11 protein-coding genes and 1 pseudogene are annotated in these 13,027 nt (G+C 52.0%); all 12 read left to right on the plus strand.

Annotated elements, in window-relative coordinates:
• Nucleotides 1-113 precede the first annotated feature (113 nt).
• The 12 genes and pseudogenes from V5J77_RS12110 (at nucleotide 114) to V5J77_RS12165 (ending at nucleotide 12,976) form a co-directional block, all read left to right on the plus strand.
• Nucleotides 114-422 carry a rhodanese-like domain-containing protein gene (locus V5J77_RS12110; protein WP_338556102.1) on the plus strand — a complete coding sequence of 103 codons (309 nt, stop codon included), beginning with the start codon at nucleotides 114-116 and terminating at the stop codon, nucleotides 420-422.
• A 134-nt stretch (nucleotides 423-556) separates the two neighbouring features.
• A pseudogene (locus V5J77_RS12115) lies at nucleotides 557-1,220 on the plus strand (Rpn family recombination-promoting nuclease/putative transposase).
• A 298-nt stretch (nucleotides 1,221-1,518) separates the two neighbouring features.
• Nucleotides 1,519-3,774 (plus strand): heavy metal translocating P-type ATPase, encoded by a 2,256-nt coding sequence (locus V5J77_RS12120; protein ID WP_338556104.1) that lies wholly within the window; start codon nucleotides 1,519-1,521, stop codon nucleotides 3,772-3,774.
• 210 nt (nucleotides 3,775-3,984) lie between these two features.
• On the plus strand, nucleotides 3,985-4,962 hold the full coding sequence (locus V5J77_RS12125) for an ABC transporter substrate-binding protein (protein WP_338556106.1): 978 nt from the start codon (nucleotides 3,985-3,987) through the stop codon (nucleotides 4,960-4,962).
• Between the two features lie 3 nt (nucleotides 4,963-4,965).
• The gene (locus V5J77_RS12130; RefSeq protein WP_338556108.1) at nucleotides 4,966-6,000 is read left to right on the plus strand and encodes an iron ABC transporter permease; all 1,035 of its coding nucleotides are present in this window, start codon (nucleotides 4,966-4,968) and stop codon (nucleotides 5,998-6,000) included.
• Nucleotides 6,000-6,809 carry a heme ABC transporter ATP-binding protein gene (locus V5J77_RS12135; protein WP_338556110.1) on the plus strand — a complete coding sequence of 270 codons (810 nt, stop codon included), beginning with the start codon at nucleotides 6,000-6,002 and terminating at the stop codon, nucleotides 6,807-6,809. The genes V5J77_RS12130 and V5J77_RS12135 overlap by 1 nt, the downstream gene beginning before the upstream one ends.
• A gap of 4 nt (nucleotides 6,810-6,813) precedes the next feature.
• Nucleotides 6,814-7,878, plus strand: coding sequence for a nicotinate-nucleotide--dimethylbenzimidazole phosphoribosyltransferase (gene cobT, locus V5J77_RS12140; RefSeq protein WP_338556741.1), 1,065 nt, complete (start codon nucleotides 6,814-6,816; stop codon nucleotides 7,876-7,878).
• Between the two features lie 11 nt (nucleotides 7,879-7,889).
• The gene (cobU, locus tag V5J77_RS12145; protein ID WP_338556112.1) at nucleotides 7,890-8,495 is read left to right on the plus strand and encodes a bifunctional adenosylcobinamide kinase/adenosylcobinamide-phosphate guanylyltransferase; all 606 of its coding nucleotides are present in this window, start codon (nucleotides 7,890-7,892) and stop codon (nucleotides 8,493-8,495) included.
• Nucleotides 8,492-9,472, plus strand: coding sequence for an adenosylcobinamide-phosphate synthase CbiB (cbiB, locus tag V5J77_RS12150; RefSeq protein ID WP_338556114.1), 981 nt, complete (start codon nucleotides 8,492-8,494; stop codon nucleotides 9,470-9,472). The genes cobU and cbiB overlap by 4 nt, the downstream gene beginning before the upstream one ends.
• Nucleotides 9,454-10,263: an adenosylcobinamide-GDP ribazoletransferase gene (gene cobS, locus V5J77_RS12155; protein ID WP_338556116.1), complete on the plus strand. Its 810-nt coding sequence runs from the start codon at nucleotides 9,454-9,456 to the stop codon at nucleotides 10,261-10,263. Before cbiB ends, cobS begins: the two co-directional genes overlap by 19 nt.
• A gap of 18 nt (nucleotides 10,264-10,281) precedes the next feature.
• On the plus strand, nucleotides 10,282-11,394 hold the full coding sequence (locus V5J77_RS12160; protein ID WP_338556118.1) for a threonine-phosphate decarboxylase: 1,113 nt from the start codon (nucleotides 10,282-10,284) through the stop codon (nucleotides 11,392-11,394).
• The gene (locus tag V5J77_RS12165; RefSeq protein ID WP_338556120.1) at nucleotides 11,387-12,976 is read left to right on the plus strand and encodes a cobyric acid synthase; all 1,590 of its coding nucleotides are present in this window, start codon (nucleotides 11,387-11,389) and stop codon (nucleotides 12,974-12,976) included. Before V5J77_RS12160 ends, V5J77_RS12165 begins: the two co-directional genes overlap by 8 nt.
• Nucleotides 12,977-13,027 lie beyond the last annotated feature (51 nt).

Consider the following 13,027-nt stretch of genomic DNA (forward strand, 5'->3'; position numbering starts at 1 on the left):
CATTTTTGAAAGGATGCGGGGTTTGAAGGTTAGCATGGTTTAGAGGGATGGACAACGGCGGCGTCGAAAGTTACAATGCACATAAACGATTTTTCTGAGGAGCTGACGAAACGATGTATAACGAAATCACGCCGGAGCAGGTTGAAGCGCGTCTGAATAATAAGGAAAAGTTTCATTTAATTGATGTTCGTGAGCTTGATGAGTGGGAAGAGGGACATATTGCCGAAGCAGCTCATTTGCCCTTGTCTGAAATTCAGGAGCGTTTGGATGAGCTGCCTAAGGATGAAAATATTATTTTCGTATGCCGCAGCGGCGGACGAAGTGGCAAAGTATGCAGCTTCCTCGCGCCACAGGGCTACTCCGTGACCAATATGACGGGCGGCATGCTCGCATGGCCGGGAGCTATCGTTACTGGAGCGTAGCATAAAGCGTTAAAAAATCAAAAGCAGCTTTGCAACCGAATTTTGGCGGATTGCGGGGCTGCTTTTCCCTTTTTCCGATTCGGAATAAGGGCGTGAATCATGATATAATAAAAATGAAACGGAGCTGATCCTTCATGAATCTGTTAAATCCAAGAAATGATTTTTTGTTCAAACGCATTTTTGGGAGTGAAGAGAATCGCGATGTCCTACTAACCTTTCTAAATCGAACTTTTGATGAGAACGCTTTTTTATTGGAGTAAGCAATACTCTAGTCAATTGCAGGAAGGGCAGCCGTATAGCCAACTAAAACGGTGCGTGACTATTAATATTTTGAACTACGCCTTGCTGCCGAATGCTTTATATCATAACGTATTTCATCTGCGGGAGGATCGAACCGGCATTTCGCTAATTGACGATATTGAAATTCACTTTCTAGAGCTGCCGAAGCTAGACGAACAAGCCATTTCCATTGAGGATGGCGGACTTGTGAACTGGCTGTTATTTCTCAAAGGTGCAGATCAATCCAAATGGGAGGTGTTAACGATGAATGAACCGGTATTACGAAAGGCCATGGATACGCTGGAATTTTTGAGTCAGGATTTAGAAGCACGAAGACAATATGAAGACCGTCAGAAGTATCTGCATGATGAGGCATCAATGTATGAAGCGGCTAACTTAAGAGGGAAGGCTGAGGCAAAGAAGGAAATTGCCAGAAAGCTTCTTGCTCTTGGAGTTGAGCTATCCGTCATCATCGAAGCATCTGGTCTATCTGAGAACGAGATCATTGATTTAAAGTAGTTATAGTTAAAAAAGAGACGAGCGGACCCATGGTGGTCGGCTCGTTTTTTATTTAAGGAGTTATTTTCACAAAAAAATTCATCTTTGTTTATTTCCAACCTCATCAATCTTAATTAACGCAATCTAGTTTACGCTTGATCTATATTGCCGCACTCAGCCTGTACACATGTTGGCCCCATGCCAAACATATGATGAATAGATGATGTTAGTAAGGCGATAAATCATTAATATCATTTTAAATTGCCCCACTACATTGAGGCCTCGGGTGTATTAGAAGGGCGAAAGGGCGGGTGTGCCATTGGAACAGCGGCATAAGGAGAGCGAAAATAGCGTAACGCTGCAATATGCAGTGGGTGGCATGAGCTGCACAGCATGCGCGGCACGGATCGAGAAGGCTGTGGGAAAAATGGAAGGCGTACAATCGGTCGCTGTAAGCTATCCGGCAAGATCGGCTTGGGTGCAGTTTGTGCCTGAGCGGATGCGGTCTGAGGAGATTATGGCGAAAATCGGACATATCGGCTTCCAAGCCTCGGCAGCCGAGCACAGCAAAGAACAGTGGGAGCAGGAGCGCAGCGCCCTCGGATTACGACTAATGATCTCGCTGCTGCTAACGCTGCCGCTGCTAGCTGGAATGACCCAGCATCTCCCGCTGCTAAGCGGTCTTGCTATTCCGACTTGGCTGCTGAACCCTTGGCTTCAGCTTGTACTAGCTACAATCGTTCAATTCGTCATTGGGCTGCCTTTTTATATCGGTGCTTATCATGCGCTGCGCTTGCGAGCAGCGAATATGGACGTGCTAGTCGCAGCAGGAACGTCTGCAGCTTATTTATACAGCCATTATGTTGTTTTTTCTCGACTCCCAACTGGAGATGCGCTTGCCACGGGGCATACGCTGCCGCTTTATTTTGAAACCTCTGCTGTCGTTATTAGCGCGGTGCTGCTCGGCAAATATTTGGAAATGACAGCTGCATCTCGGGCACAGGATGAGGCGGACGGGTACAGCCAATTGCAGGTGCAATCCGCAACTGTAGAACGGTCAGGCGAGTGGGTCAGTGTGCAGACCGCCTTCATACGGGAAGGAGAGATTGTGCGCATTGCACCGGGTGAGACGGTTCCGGTTGACGGCGTTTTAACGAGCGGGGAAGCCGATATGGATGAATCGCTGCTGACAGGGGAAAGTATGCCGGTTATTAAACGAGCGGGAGACCTAATCTGGGCAGGAACAACGAACGTGGGGACCATGCAACGAATCCGTGCAACGGCTGCGGGACATGCAACGCTGCTCAGCCGCATTAGCGAGCTGCTTCGTGAGGCGCAGCGCTCCAAATCTGCGATTCAGCAGCAGGTGGACCGGGTAGCCGCATGGTTCGTTCCGGCGATGCTTGCCCTTTCGGCTTTCACCTTTATGCTTTGGCTGGTGGTGCTCGAACCTGGCAATTGGCATCAAGCTTTCCGCTGTGGGATCGCTGTCGTGCTCGCTGCCTGTCCTTGTGCGCTGGGGCTTGCCGCGCCTATTTCACTGGTTATCGCTTCTGGTCGTCTAGCAAAGCTGGGCATTGTGCTCAAGCAGGCTGGGGCGCTGGAGCGACTTGCGCGGCTAAACACGCTGCTGCTAGACAAAACCGGAACGCTCACCGAAGGTGCGCCGCAAGTTAGCGCGGTATGGGCTGCGCCGACTCAGACTCGCTCGGTCGTGCTTCGTTTGGCGGCCGCCGCAGAAGCGGGTTCGGCCCATCCGCTAGGGCTAGCGATAGGCCGGGAGGCCGGGCGGGTAGGATTGACGCCGCCAAGGGCGCTAAACATGGTTTATTTGCCCGGCAAAGGCGTTCAAGCAGTAGTTGAGGGAAGGAGCATTGCCGTCGGAAATGCGACCTTTGCGAAAGCTGAGCAGTGGAAGGTGAATGCGGAGGCCTCCGCAGCTATAGCCTATTTTTGCACCGAACGGGAAAAAAGAGGAGAAACGCTCTTATATGTTGCAGCAGATGGCATGCTCATTGGCTGTATTTCGCTTGCGGATCGGGTTAAACCGCATTCTTTAGCGGCTGTTCAGCAGCTCCAACGTTATGGATTACAAGTGATGCTGGCAACAGGCGACCACCAAATACCCGCCCAAAATGCCGCCCGCCAAGCAGGCATTGTCCAAGTATACGCCGGATTGCTGCCTGAGCAGAAGCTGGAGCTGGTAGAGCAGCTCAAACGCTCGGGCAAACGGGTCGGCATGGCTGGCGACGGCTGGAATGATGCACCGGCGCTTGCGGCTGCCGATGTAGGCATTGCGATGGGCAATGGCACGGAAGCGGCACTCGCTGCCGGACATTTAACGCTGCTTCAGCCGCGCATGACTGCGATTGTTGATGCACTTGGCATAAGCCGGTTGACGGTGCGAAATATTAAGCAGAATTTGCTGCTTGCTTTCCTATATAATAGCAGCATCGTGCCAATTGCCGCCTTCGGTCTGCTGGAGCCTTGGATGGCAGGGGCAGCGATGGCGCTAAGCTCGGTGTCAGTTGTCGGAAATGCGATGCGGATGAGCTACATTTTGCGGCGGCCTTAAGCAGCTTCCTGCCTAGTCCAAGGTGGACAAATACGGAAAAACGATGGTATAGTTACTACGTCTAACCTACATAATGATGAGGGCCAGCGCCAAGCAGGGATACCGCATTTTCGGCACAGCTGCCGCAAATGCTTTTTTTATGCCTGATTCGCCTGAAAGAGTCCTCCGCTTGGAGAGAACAAACCATTTTAGAGGAGTGTATACCATTCAATGAAAGTCAAAATGAATACTATGCTGAAAACAAGCCTTGCCATTTGGCTTATTGCTATGCTGACGCTGCTTGCCGCTTGCGGCGGTGCGGTAAATAATAGCAAGGAATCTGCTGCACCATCTATCTCACCATCCGCTGCTCCGTCTACAGAGACAGCTGCCGCCTATCCGCTCACCGTAACCGATGCAACGGATACCAAGCTTACCTTTGAGCAGGCGCCTGTAAAAATTGTGACGCTTGTGCCAAGCGAGACAGAGGTTGTGTTTGCTGTAGGAGCGGGCAAGCAGGTAGTCGGCGTGGATCAGTACAGCAACTATCCAGAAGCCGCTAATGACATTGAGAAAATTGGCGATATGACGACCAATATTGAAGCTGTCGTGAAGCTGAATCCAGATCTCGTGCTTGCATCCTCCAGCATGAATGGAGATGCGGTTGCCAAGCTGCGCGAGCTGAATATTCCGGTATTTGCCTCCGATTCGAAGACATATGGCGAAACCATTGCCCATATTGAGACGGTCGGCCAAATTTTGAACCATGTGAAGGATGCCGAAGCGGTTGCTGAACATATGCGTGATGTGATGAATCAGGTCATGAATGCGGTGAAGGATGCGCCAGCGAAAAAGGTTTATTTGGAGTTTAGCCCTGGCTACACGGCAGGCTCAGGCACTTTTTTGGATGAGCTGCTGACGATGGCGGGCGGCACCAATGTAGCGGGCTCGAAGGAAGGCTGGTACGAGGTCAGCGCTGAAGAGATCGTGAAGCAAAATCCAGAAATCATCATCTACCCGGACATGTCGGTGAAACCGAACCCTATCGTTACAGCATTGGATAGCCGAGCAGGCTGGAACGTCATTGACGCGGTGAAAAATAAACAGGTTATCGCGGTTTCGGAAGATCCACTCGTTCGTGTAGGCCCGCGGCTTGCCGATGGCTTGCTGGAAATTGCGAAGGCTGTTCATCCAGACCTCGTTAAATAGCGGATGAGACATCAATGGTTAGGCTACGGAGGAGCAGCAGTGCTCCTTCTTGCTGTTTCTATTATCGCAAGCTTGTCGGTAGGTTCCTCAGGTATTTCCTTTATTGATGTGTGGGGTATTTTGCTGCATCAGCTGCCATGGCTTAGAGATCAGCCGGTTAGCTGGAGTGAAGGTGAAATGGCTATTGTGACTCAGGTAAGGCTATCGCGCGTGCTGCTGGCAGTGCTTGTAGGCGCTTGTCTGGCACTGGCGGGAAGCGGGTTTCAAGGTGTGCTGCGCAATCCGCTTGCCGATCCGTATACGCTCGGGGTTGCTTCGGGCAGTTCAGTCGGCGCTGCGGCATTGATTTTATTTGGCTATCAGGCGGCAGTAGGCATTTGGACGATTCCAATCGTCGCTTTTTTAACGGGAATTGCGACGTTATTGGTCGTTTTCTGGCTAGCGCGAAGCTCAGCCGGAATGCAGTTGGAAACGCTTATATTATCCGGCGTTATTATCCAAGCCTTTCTTGGCGCTTTCGTATCCTTCATGGTCTCGCTATCCAATAGCGTAGTAAACCAGATTTTGTTTTGGCTAATGGGCTCGCTGGCGATGAAAAGCTGGGCGAACGTCTACATGCTCATTCCGTTTCTTATTATTGGGGTTATTGTACTGATTGCTTATGCACAGCATTTGAATGTTTTTTTGCTTGGCGAAGGACAGGCGGCACATTTAGGCATTCGCGTAGAGCGTACCAAGCTGATCGTGCTGGCTTGCTCGACGCTGCTCACCGCTGCTGCGGTATCGGTGGCAGGCGTGATTGGCTTCGTCGGCCTCGTCGTACCGCATGTGATTCGCCTAATCGTTGGGCCGGACTACCGCCTGCTCATCCCACTGTCCGCATTTGGCGGCGGCATATTCGTGCTCTGGGCTGATACACTTGCCCGCATGGCGCTAAGTCCGAAGGAAATTCCGCTTGGCGTAGTAACTGCGCTGATTGGTGCGCCATTTTTTGCTTATTTACTGCATCGGCGCAAGCGGCTGGAAGGAGGGGGATAATGGCTGTTATGCTTGAAGCGCGCCAGCTGGGTACGACGATACGCGGGCGAAAAGTGCTGAATGACATAACCTTTTCCTTTCAAAAAGGGTATACATATGGCGTTATTGGCCCCAATGGGGTTGGGAAATCCACCCTGCTTAAGCTGCTTTCCGGTGTATTGCCTCCTACGCAGGGTCATATCTTTCTCGCGGGGCGAAGCATTGCCGCCTACTCACGCAAGGAGGCAGCACGCAAGCTCGCTGTGCTTCAGCAGGGTGTGCTTCCGCCAGTAGGATTTACCGTGCGTGAAGTCATTGAAATGGGCCGGTTTCCTTATCAAAATTGGTTCGGCAATGAAGCAAGCGATTCCGCGCCGATCATTAATCAGGCTATTGCAGCAATGGGGCTGGAAAAGCTGGAGCAGCGCAAAATGGCTGAGCTAAGCGGCGGCGAACGGCAGCGCGTCGCGCTAGCCAAAGTGATGGTGCAGCAAGCGGAGGTCATTTTGCTGGACGAGCCTACGACCTATTTGGATATCGGCTACCAAATTCAATTGCTCGATACAGTAAAGAGCTGGCAGCGTGAGCAGGGCATTACCGTTGTAACCGTGCTGCATGATTTAAATTTAGCCGCTTTATATTGCGATGTAGTGCTGGTGCTGCATAAGGGCAGCATCGCAGCATTGGGCAAACCGCAGCATATTTATACGACGGAGCTGATTCGCGAGGTATACGGCGCAGAGGCTTCGATTTTGAAACATCCGTCAACAGGGGCGCCGCAAATTTTGCTTGCGCCCCATGTGAGAATAAACAATGGGGAGCTGGAATGAAGGGATGAAGGAAGAATTATGCGTGCTGCTGGCGAACGCCATTGGGAGACTCCCGGTATTTAATGAACAGGAGGCAGAGGCGGCAAGGCGCCATTCAGATCAATTGACGAAGCCGCCGGGCAGCTTGGGCAAGCTTGAAGAATTGGCTTGCCAGCTTGCTGGAATTTCGGGGGAGCGCTGGCCGGACATGGAGCGTAAAGCGGTCATTATTATGGCTGGCGATCACGGCGTGTGCGAGGAAGGGGTTAGTGCCTTTCCACAAGCGGTAACCCCGCAAATGGTGCTTAATTTCTTGAATGGCGGCGCAGCCGTCAATGTACTCGCCCGACAGGCGGGAGCTGACGTGTATTGCGTTGATGTTGGCGTGAACGCGGAGCTTGAGCATCCAAAGCTTTTAAGCCGCAAGGTCATGTATGGAACCGCCAATATCGCCAAAGAAGCTGCGATGTCGAGAGAGCAGTCTATTAGAGCTATTTTGACCGGGATTGAAGTTGTGGATGAGCTTTATAAACAAGGCTATCGCGCCTTTGCAATAGGAGAAATGGGCATCGGCAATACGACGGCAAGCGCAGCGATCACTTCGGCATTGACAGGGCTTGCGCCTGAGGAAACCGTTGGCAGAGGAACAGGAATTAATGATGAGGCTTGGAAAAATAAAGTCGAGGTTGTTAAACGGGCTATCGCGGTTAATGCACCAGACGCGCTAGATCCATTTGACGTGCTGATGAAGCTGGGTGGTCTGGAAATCGCTGGGCTGGTAGGCGTTATTATTGGAGCGGCAGCCAATAGCTGCCCGGTTGTTATTGACGGCTATATTTCCTCGGTAGCTGCCTTAGTAGCATCGCGGATTTCGGATAAAACGAAGCCATGCATGATTGCCTCTCATCTTTCCTATGAGCAAGGTCATGCGAAGCTGCTGAAAGCCGTAGGGTTAAGCCCGATGATTCATATGGATATGCGGCTTGGAGAAGGCACAGGTGCGGTATTATGCTTCCATTTTATTGATGCCGCATTAAAGCTCATGCAGGAAATGGCTACTTTTGAAAGTGCAGGGGTATCGAAAGCGTAGGTGAAGCAGTAATGGCAATGTTAGTAACAGGCGGTACGCGAAGCGGTAAAAGCTTATTCGCTGAGCAGCTCGCGATGAAGCTTGGAGAAAAGGGCATTTATATGGCCACCAGCCGTATTTGGGATGAAGAAATGGCTGAGCGCGTAAATAGGCATCAGCAAAGTCGCGGTACAGGAGACTTTAAATGGGAAACGGTGGAGGAGCCGCTTGAGCTGGCCGAATTGCTGGAGAAGCAGGCGCAGGCATCCGAGGCTATGGTGTCAGCTGGAAAGCAGCCGCCAGTTGTGCTTGTAGATTGTCTGACTCTCTGGTTGACAAACGCTTTGATGGCAGCAGAGGAGCAGGCAGGCCAAGCTGGCAGAGAAGCAGACGAGCAGTTGCATCACCAGACGGAAGCGCTCATTGGCGCGATTGCGGCTTATTCTTATCCGCTCGTAATCGTCACAAATGAGGTAGGGGCGGGTATTGTGCCTGCCTACCCACTGGGCCGAAAATTTCGAGATGAGGCAGGGAGGCTCAATCAGCGGGTGGCAGCGGTTTGCGATAAGGTGTTTCTTGTAACAGCGGGCATTCCGATTGAGCTCAAGGCAGCGGCTTTTCGCTGGGAGCAGCTATGATCTTCTATTCCTTGCCGGACATGCTGTTGCTTACTGCCGCAGCTATACTAGTCGATTGGATTGTCGGCGATCCTAAATGGCCGACGCATCCCGTCATTTGGATCGGCAGGCTCATTGCTTGGCTGGAGCATAAGCTGCGCAGGCGCGATAACACCGAATCCTCCAAGCTCCTCAGATTAAAGGGCACCTTGCTAATGCTCATAACGTTAGCCCTTTCATATGGGATCATGTGGGGAGTCGTCGCGGTCGCTTCGCTTATTCATCCTTGGCTCGGCTATGCGGTGACCATTTGGTTTATATCGACGACTATCGCGGTCAAAGGGTTAAAACAGGCAGCGATGCTCGTCTATATTCCGTTAATAGCAGGAAACCTTCAAGAGGCACGCAAATATGTCGGGTACATTGTCGGACGCGATACGGACAAGCTGAATGAATCGGAAGCTGCCCGTGCTGCTGTGGAGACGGTGGCGGAAAACACAGTCGATGCGCTTGTCTCGCCTATCTTTTTTGCTTTAATCGGAGGAGCGCCGCTTGCTATGCTGTATCGGGCGGCAAATACGCTTGACTCCATGGTTGGTTACCGCAATGATAAGTATATGGATTTCGGCTCGTGCTCGGCGCGAACCGATGATGTGCTCAATTATATACCCGCCCGCTTGACGGGAGCTTTGCTCGCGTTGTCGGCTTGGCTGCTGCCGGGCATGTCTGCCAGGCGCTCGGTCGCTGCGATAAGAAAATTCGCCCATCAGCACCCGAGCCCAAACAGCGGTATTCCTGAATCGGCTGTTGCCGGGGCGCTCGGTATTGAGCTTGGCGGACTGAATTATTATTTTGGCGAGCCTAGCGAGCGTGCGAGAATGGGGGAGCCTGTGCGCCCATTGACGGCGCAGGATATTATGTTCACGACTAGGTTATTATATCTGGTCAGTCTATTACTTGTAGTTGGGGTGCTGGCATTATGGCTGTTCATTCATTAAAGCTGCATGTTCAGGCGCTGGTCGCTGCTATTCAATTTTTGACTAGAATTCCAGTGCCTGTGACCGTTCCGTTTGAGCCGCAGGTGTTAGCGCGCAGCGCTGTATATTTTTCGATTGCCGGAGCATTGATTGGCGGTATCGTCACATTAAGCTTTACTGCTATTCAAAGCTGGCTGCCTGCCGGCCCAGGGGCTGTCTTGCTGCTTGCACTATGGCTCGCGCTTAGTGGCGCTTTGCATATGGATGGCTGGATGGACACGGCAGACGGCGTACTGAGCCATCGCTCGCGGGAGCGTATGCTGGAAATTATGAAGGATAGCCGAGTAGGCGCTATGGGTGTCATTGCGGCCGTTCTGCTGCTGTTGTTCAAATTTACAGTGTTATATGAGCTGCTTAGTCATACAGAGTCTGTTTATGTGCTGCCGCTGCTGGTCATTATTCCGCTGTGGAGCCGCTGGTGGATGGCTGCGGCGATTGTCATCTGGCCGAGTGCACGTGAGGGAGAGGGGATCGGCGCCTTATTCCAAGCGACCAAGCTGCGGCATGTATGGACGGGGTTTGTACTTACCTTCCTGCTAGCCTGTGGGATCGGTCTCGCATTCGGACTGCCTCTCGGCACATCCGCTTTCACAGCGGCAGGTGCTGCTGCTGTGACGATGGCGACAGGGACGCTAATGTCTTTCTGGCTTGCCCGCAAGCTAGGAGGCTTGACTGGAGACACTTACGGTGCAATGAATGAAGCGATTGAAGCGATTTTGTTGTTTGCACTGCTATTATTGACAACTCACTAGAAGAGGGGAATACTCACCATGCTTGAAAGATACGGACATGGCGGTGACCTGCGAACGGCAGAGGAAAATTTCGGACGGCCAGCTGATCAATTTGTCGACTTCAGCTCCAATATGAATCCTTTAGGTCCGCCCCCCTTGGTAAATAGGGTACTGCTTTCGTATGCCGAGCAGATTGGCAAGTACCCAGATCCTGCGGTACGCGGGCTGCGGGCAAAGCTTGCAAAGCTGCATGGCATTGATGAACAGTGCATTTTAATCGGAAATGGGGCGGCAGAGCTAATTGATCTGACCGTTCGTGCCGTGAACCCTGTTATGACGAGTCTCGCGTTTCCTTGCTTTAGTGAATACGGGGACGCTGTTCATAAAATCAGCAGTGGCATTGCCCCTATCATGCTGAAGCCGGAGAACGGGTTCAAGCTGACAGAAGAGGCTATTGAAGGCACGATGAGCGCCGTAGAGGAGCCTTTCTATATGCTAGGCTCACCGAATAATCCAACGGGACGACTTGTCGATCCGGCGCTAATTAGGAAGCTGCTGACAGGCGGCTCTACGGTAGTTGTAGATGAAGCCTTCATGGATTTTGTTCCTGAGGAAGCGAATTATTCAATGGTGAAGGAAGCGGCCGGCAATGACAGGCTGTATGTCATTCGTTCCATGACGAAATTTTATGCAATTCCAGGCATTCGACTCGGGTATATGGTCAGTACGCCAGAGCGCATTGCAGCGCTGCGGCTGCTGCAGGTCCCATGGAGCGTCAATTCGCTTGCACAGCTCATAGGCGAGGGCGTCTTAGAGGATGCGGAATATGCGGATAGGACGCTGAAATGGCTGGATGAAGAACGCCCTTGGCTCATTACGAAGCTGGAGGGACTTGGTTTTTCCGTCACGCCTAGTCAAACCAACTATGTGCTTGTAAGATTGCCAGCTCTGCCTCATTTGACGGCAGCTGCTTTGCAGCTGGAAATGGGCAGCCGCGGGGTGCTTATTCGCGATGCCTCCCATTTTGTCGGGCTTGATGACCGTTATTGCCGGTTTGCGATCAAGCTGCGCAGTGATAATGAAAAGCTGCTGGAGGCACTGGAACAATGTCTGGATGATTTTAAAGAAGATAGTAGGGATAAGCATGAGTAATCAATCAACAAACAAGGCTGGGCTGACGATCATGGTGCAGGGCACCGCCTCCGATGTTGGAAAAAGCTTGGTGACAGCCGCTTTGTGCCGGATTTTTAGGCAGGATGGTTATGCAGTCGTTCCCTTCAAATCACAAAATATGTCGCTTAATTCCTATGTCACCTGGGATGGCAAGGAAATTGGAAGGGCACAGGGCATGCAGGCGGATGCTTGCGGCGTACTGGCGACGACGGATATGAACCCAATTTTGCTGAAGCCAACGAAGGAGATGTCTTCACAGGTTGTCGTTCATGGCAAGCCGCTGCGAGATTTCAGCGCTCGCGAATATCGGGAGAGCTATTTGCCGCAGGCTGGCGTTATTGTACGGGAAGCGCTCGCCCGTCTGCGCAGCAGCCATGATATTGTCGTGCTGGAAGGTGCAGGCAGCCCAGCGGAAATTAACCTGAAGGATCGGGACATTGTCAATATGCGCATGGCTGCTTGGGCGGATGCCCCCGTCATTCTTGTGGCGGATATTGACAGGGGCGGGGTGTTTGCTTCAATTGTCGGTACGCTTGAGCTGCTGGAACCGCATGAGCGTGAGCGTGTTTGCGGGTTCGTTATCAATAAATTCCGCGGCGATATAGGACTGCTGCAGCCCGGCGTCGATTGGCTGGAGGAGCGGACGGGCAAGCCAGTGCTTGGCGTATTGCCGTTTTTGCCGGGACTTGCGCTGGAGGATGAGGATTCGCTGTCGCTGGAGCGCAAGCTGGAGGAGCAAGTAAAAGGGCGGCCTGATACGCTTGATATTGTCGTGCTTCGTCTGCCTCGCATATCTAATTTTACCGATGCTGATCCGCTTTACTTTGAAGCGGATGTCATGCTGCGTTTTGTGGACAGGCCGGAGCAATGGGGTACTCCTGATGCTGTTATTTTGCCAGGCAGCAAAAATACGGTCGAGGATTTGCTATGGCTTCGCCAAACAGGACTTGCTCAGCAGATAAGCGCGTTCGTTAAGAAGGGTGGACATCTCGTTGGCATATGCGGAGGCTATGAAATGCTTGGTGATATGCTGCTTGATCCGGCGGGTGTGGAGTCCGAGCATAAGGAAACACCGGGCTTTGGCTTTTTTCCTTTTGACGTAAAGTTTGCAGGGGAGAAAAAGACGGTTCGTATAGAGGGGAGCGCCCATACTGCATCAGGTTGGCTGACAGACAAGCTTCCCGTTGAAGGCTATGAAATCCATATGGGGGAAATGCTCCAGCGTGGAGAGCTTCTTCAGCCCTTTGCCATTCGAGGCCAGCAGACTGGTGCAGCATCGCTGCAAGAGGGCGAGCTTGCCTATGAGGGTGAAGGGGCGTGCTCGGCGGATGGCCGACTTTGGGGCACATTTATACATGGCATTTTACATAATGATGATTTGCGCCGGGCGTGGCTGAATTTTATTCGTAAGGAGCGCGGCTGGGAGCCGCTTGCGGCAGAGCTTCGGTTCCGCGAAAGCCGTGAGGAGGCATTTGATCGGCTTGCAGCACATTCGCGCAAGCATTTAAATATGCCTCTCGTTTATAAGCTGCTTGGTGCGGGCGGAGAGCTTGGTGCTTAGCTTAAAAAAGGGCCTACTGGCAGGAAAGGATTAATTAAACAGCCGGAATAG

Source organism: Paenibacillus sp. KS-LC4 (assembly GCF_036894955.1).
Lineage (GTDB): Bacteria > Bacillota > Bacilli > Paenibacillales > Paenibacillaceae > Pristimantibacillus.

Bases quoted from the DNA above. Each gene is read 5' to 3' on its own strand.
- V5J77_RS12110 (WP_338556102.1), top strand. From the start codon at position 114: ATGTATAACGAAATCACGCCGGAGCAGGTTGAAGCGCGTCTGAATAAT.
- V5J77_RS12125 (WP_338556106.1), top strand. From the start codon at position 3,985: ATGAAAGTCAAAATGAATACTATGCTGAAAACAAGCCTTGCCATTTGG.
- V5J77_RS12130 (WP_338556108.1), top strand. From the start codon at position 4,966: ATGAGACATCAATGGTTAGGCTACGGAGGAGCAGCAGTGCTCCTTCTT.
- V5J77_RS12135 (WP_338556110.1), top strand. From the start codon at position 6,000: ATGGCTGTTATGCTTGAAGCGCGCCAGCTGGGTACGACGATACGCGGG.
- cobT (WP_338556741.1), top strand. From the start codon at position 6,814: ATGAAGGAAGAATTATGCGTGCTGCTGGCGAACGCCATTGGGAGACTC.
- cobU (WP_338556112.1), top strand. From the start codon at position 7,890: ATGGCAATGTTAGTAACAGGCGGTACGCGAAGCGGTAAAAGCTTATTC.
- cbiB (WP_338556114.1), top strand. From the start codon at position 8,492: ATGATCTTCTATTCCTTGCCGGACATGCTGTTGCTTACTGCCGCAGCT.
- cobS (WP_338556116.1), top strand. From the start codon at position 9,454: ATGGCTGTTCATTCATTAAAGCTGCATGTTCAGGCGCTGGTCGCTGCT.
- V5J77_RS12160 (WP_338556118.1), top strand. From the start codon at position 10,282: ATGCTTGAAAGATACGGACATGGCGGTGACCTGCGAACGGCAGAGGAA.
- V5J77_RS12165 (WP_338556120.1), top strand. From the start codon at position 11,387: ATGAGTAATCAATCAACAAACAAGGCTGGGCTGACGATCATGGTGCAG.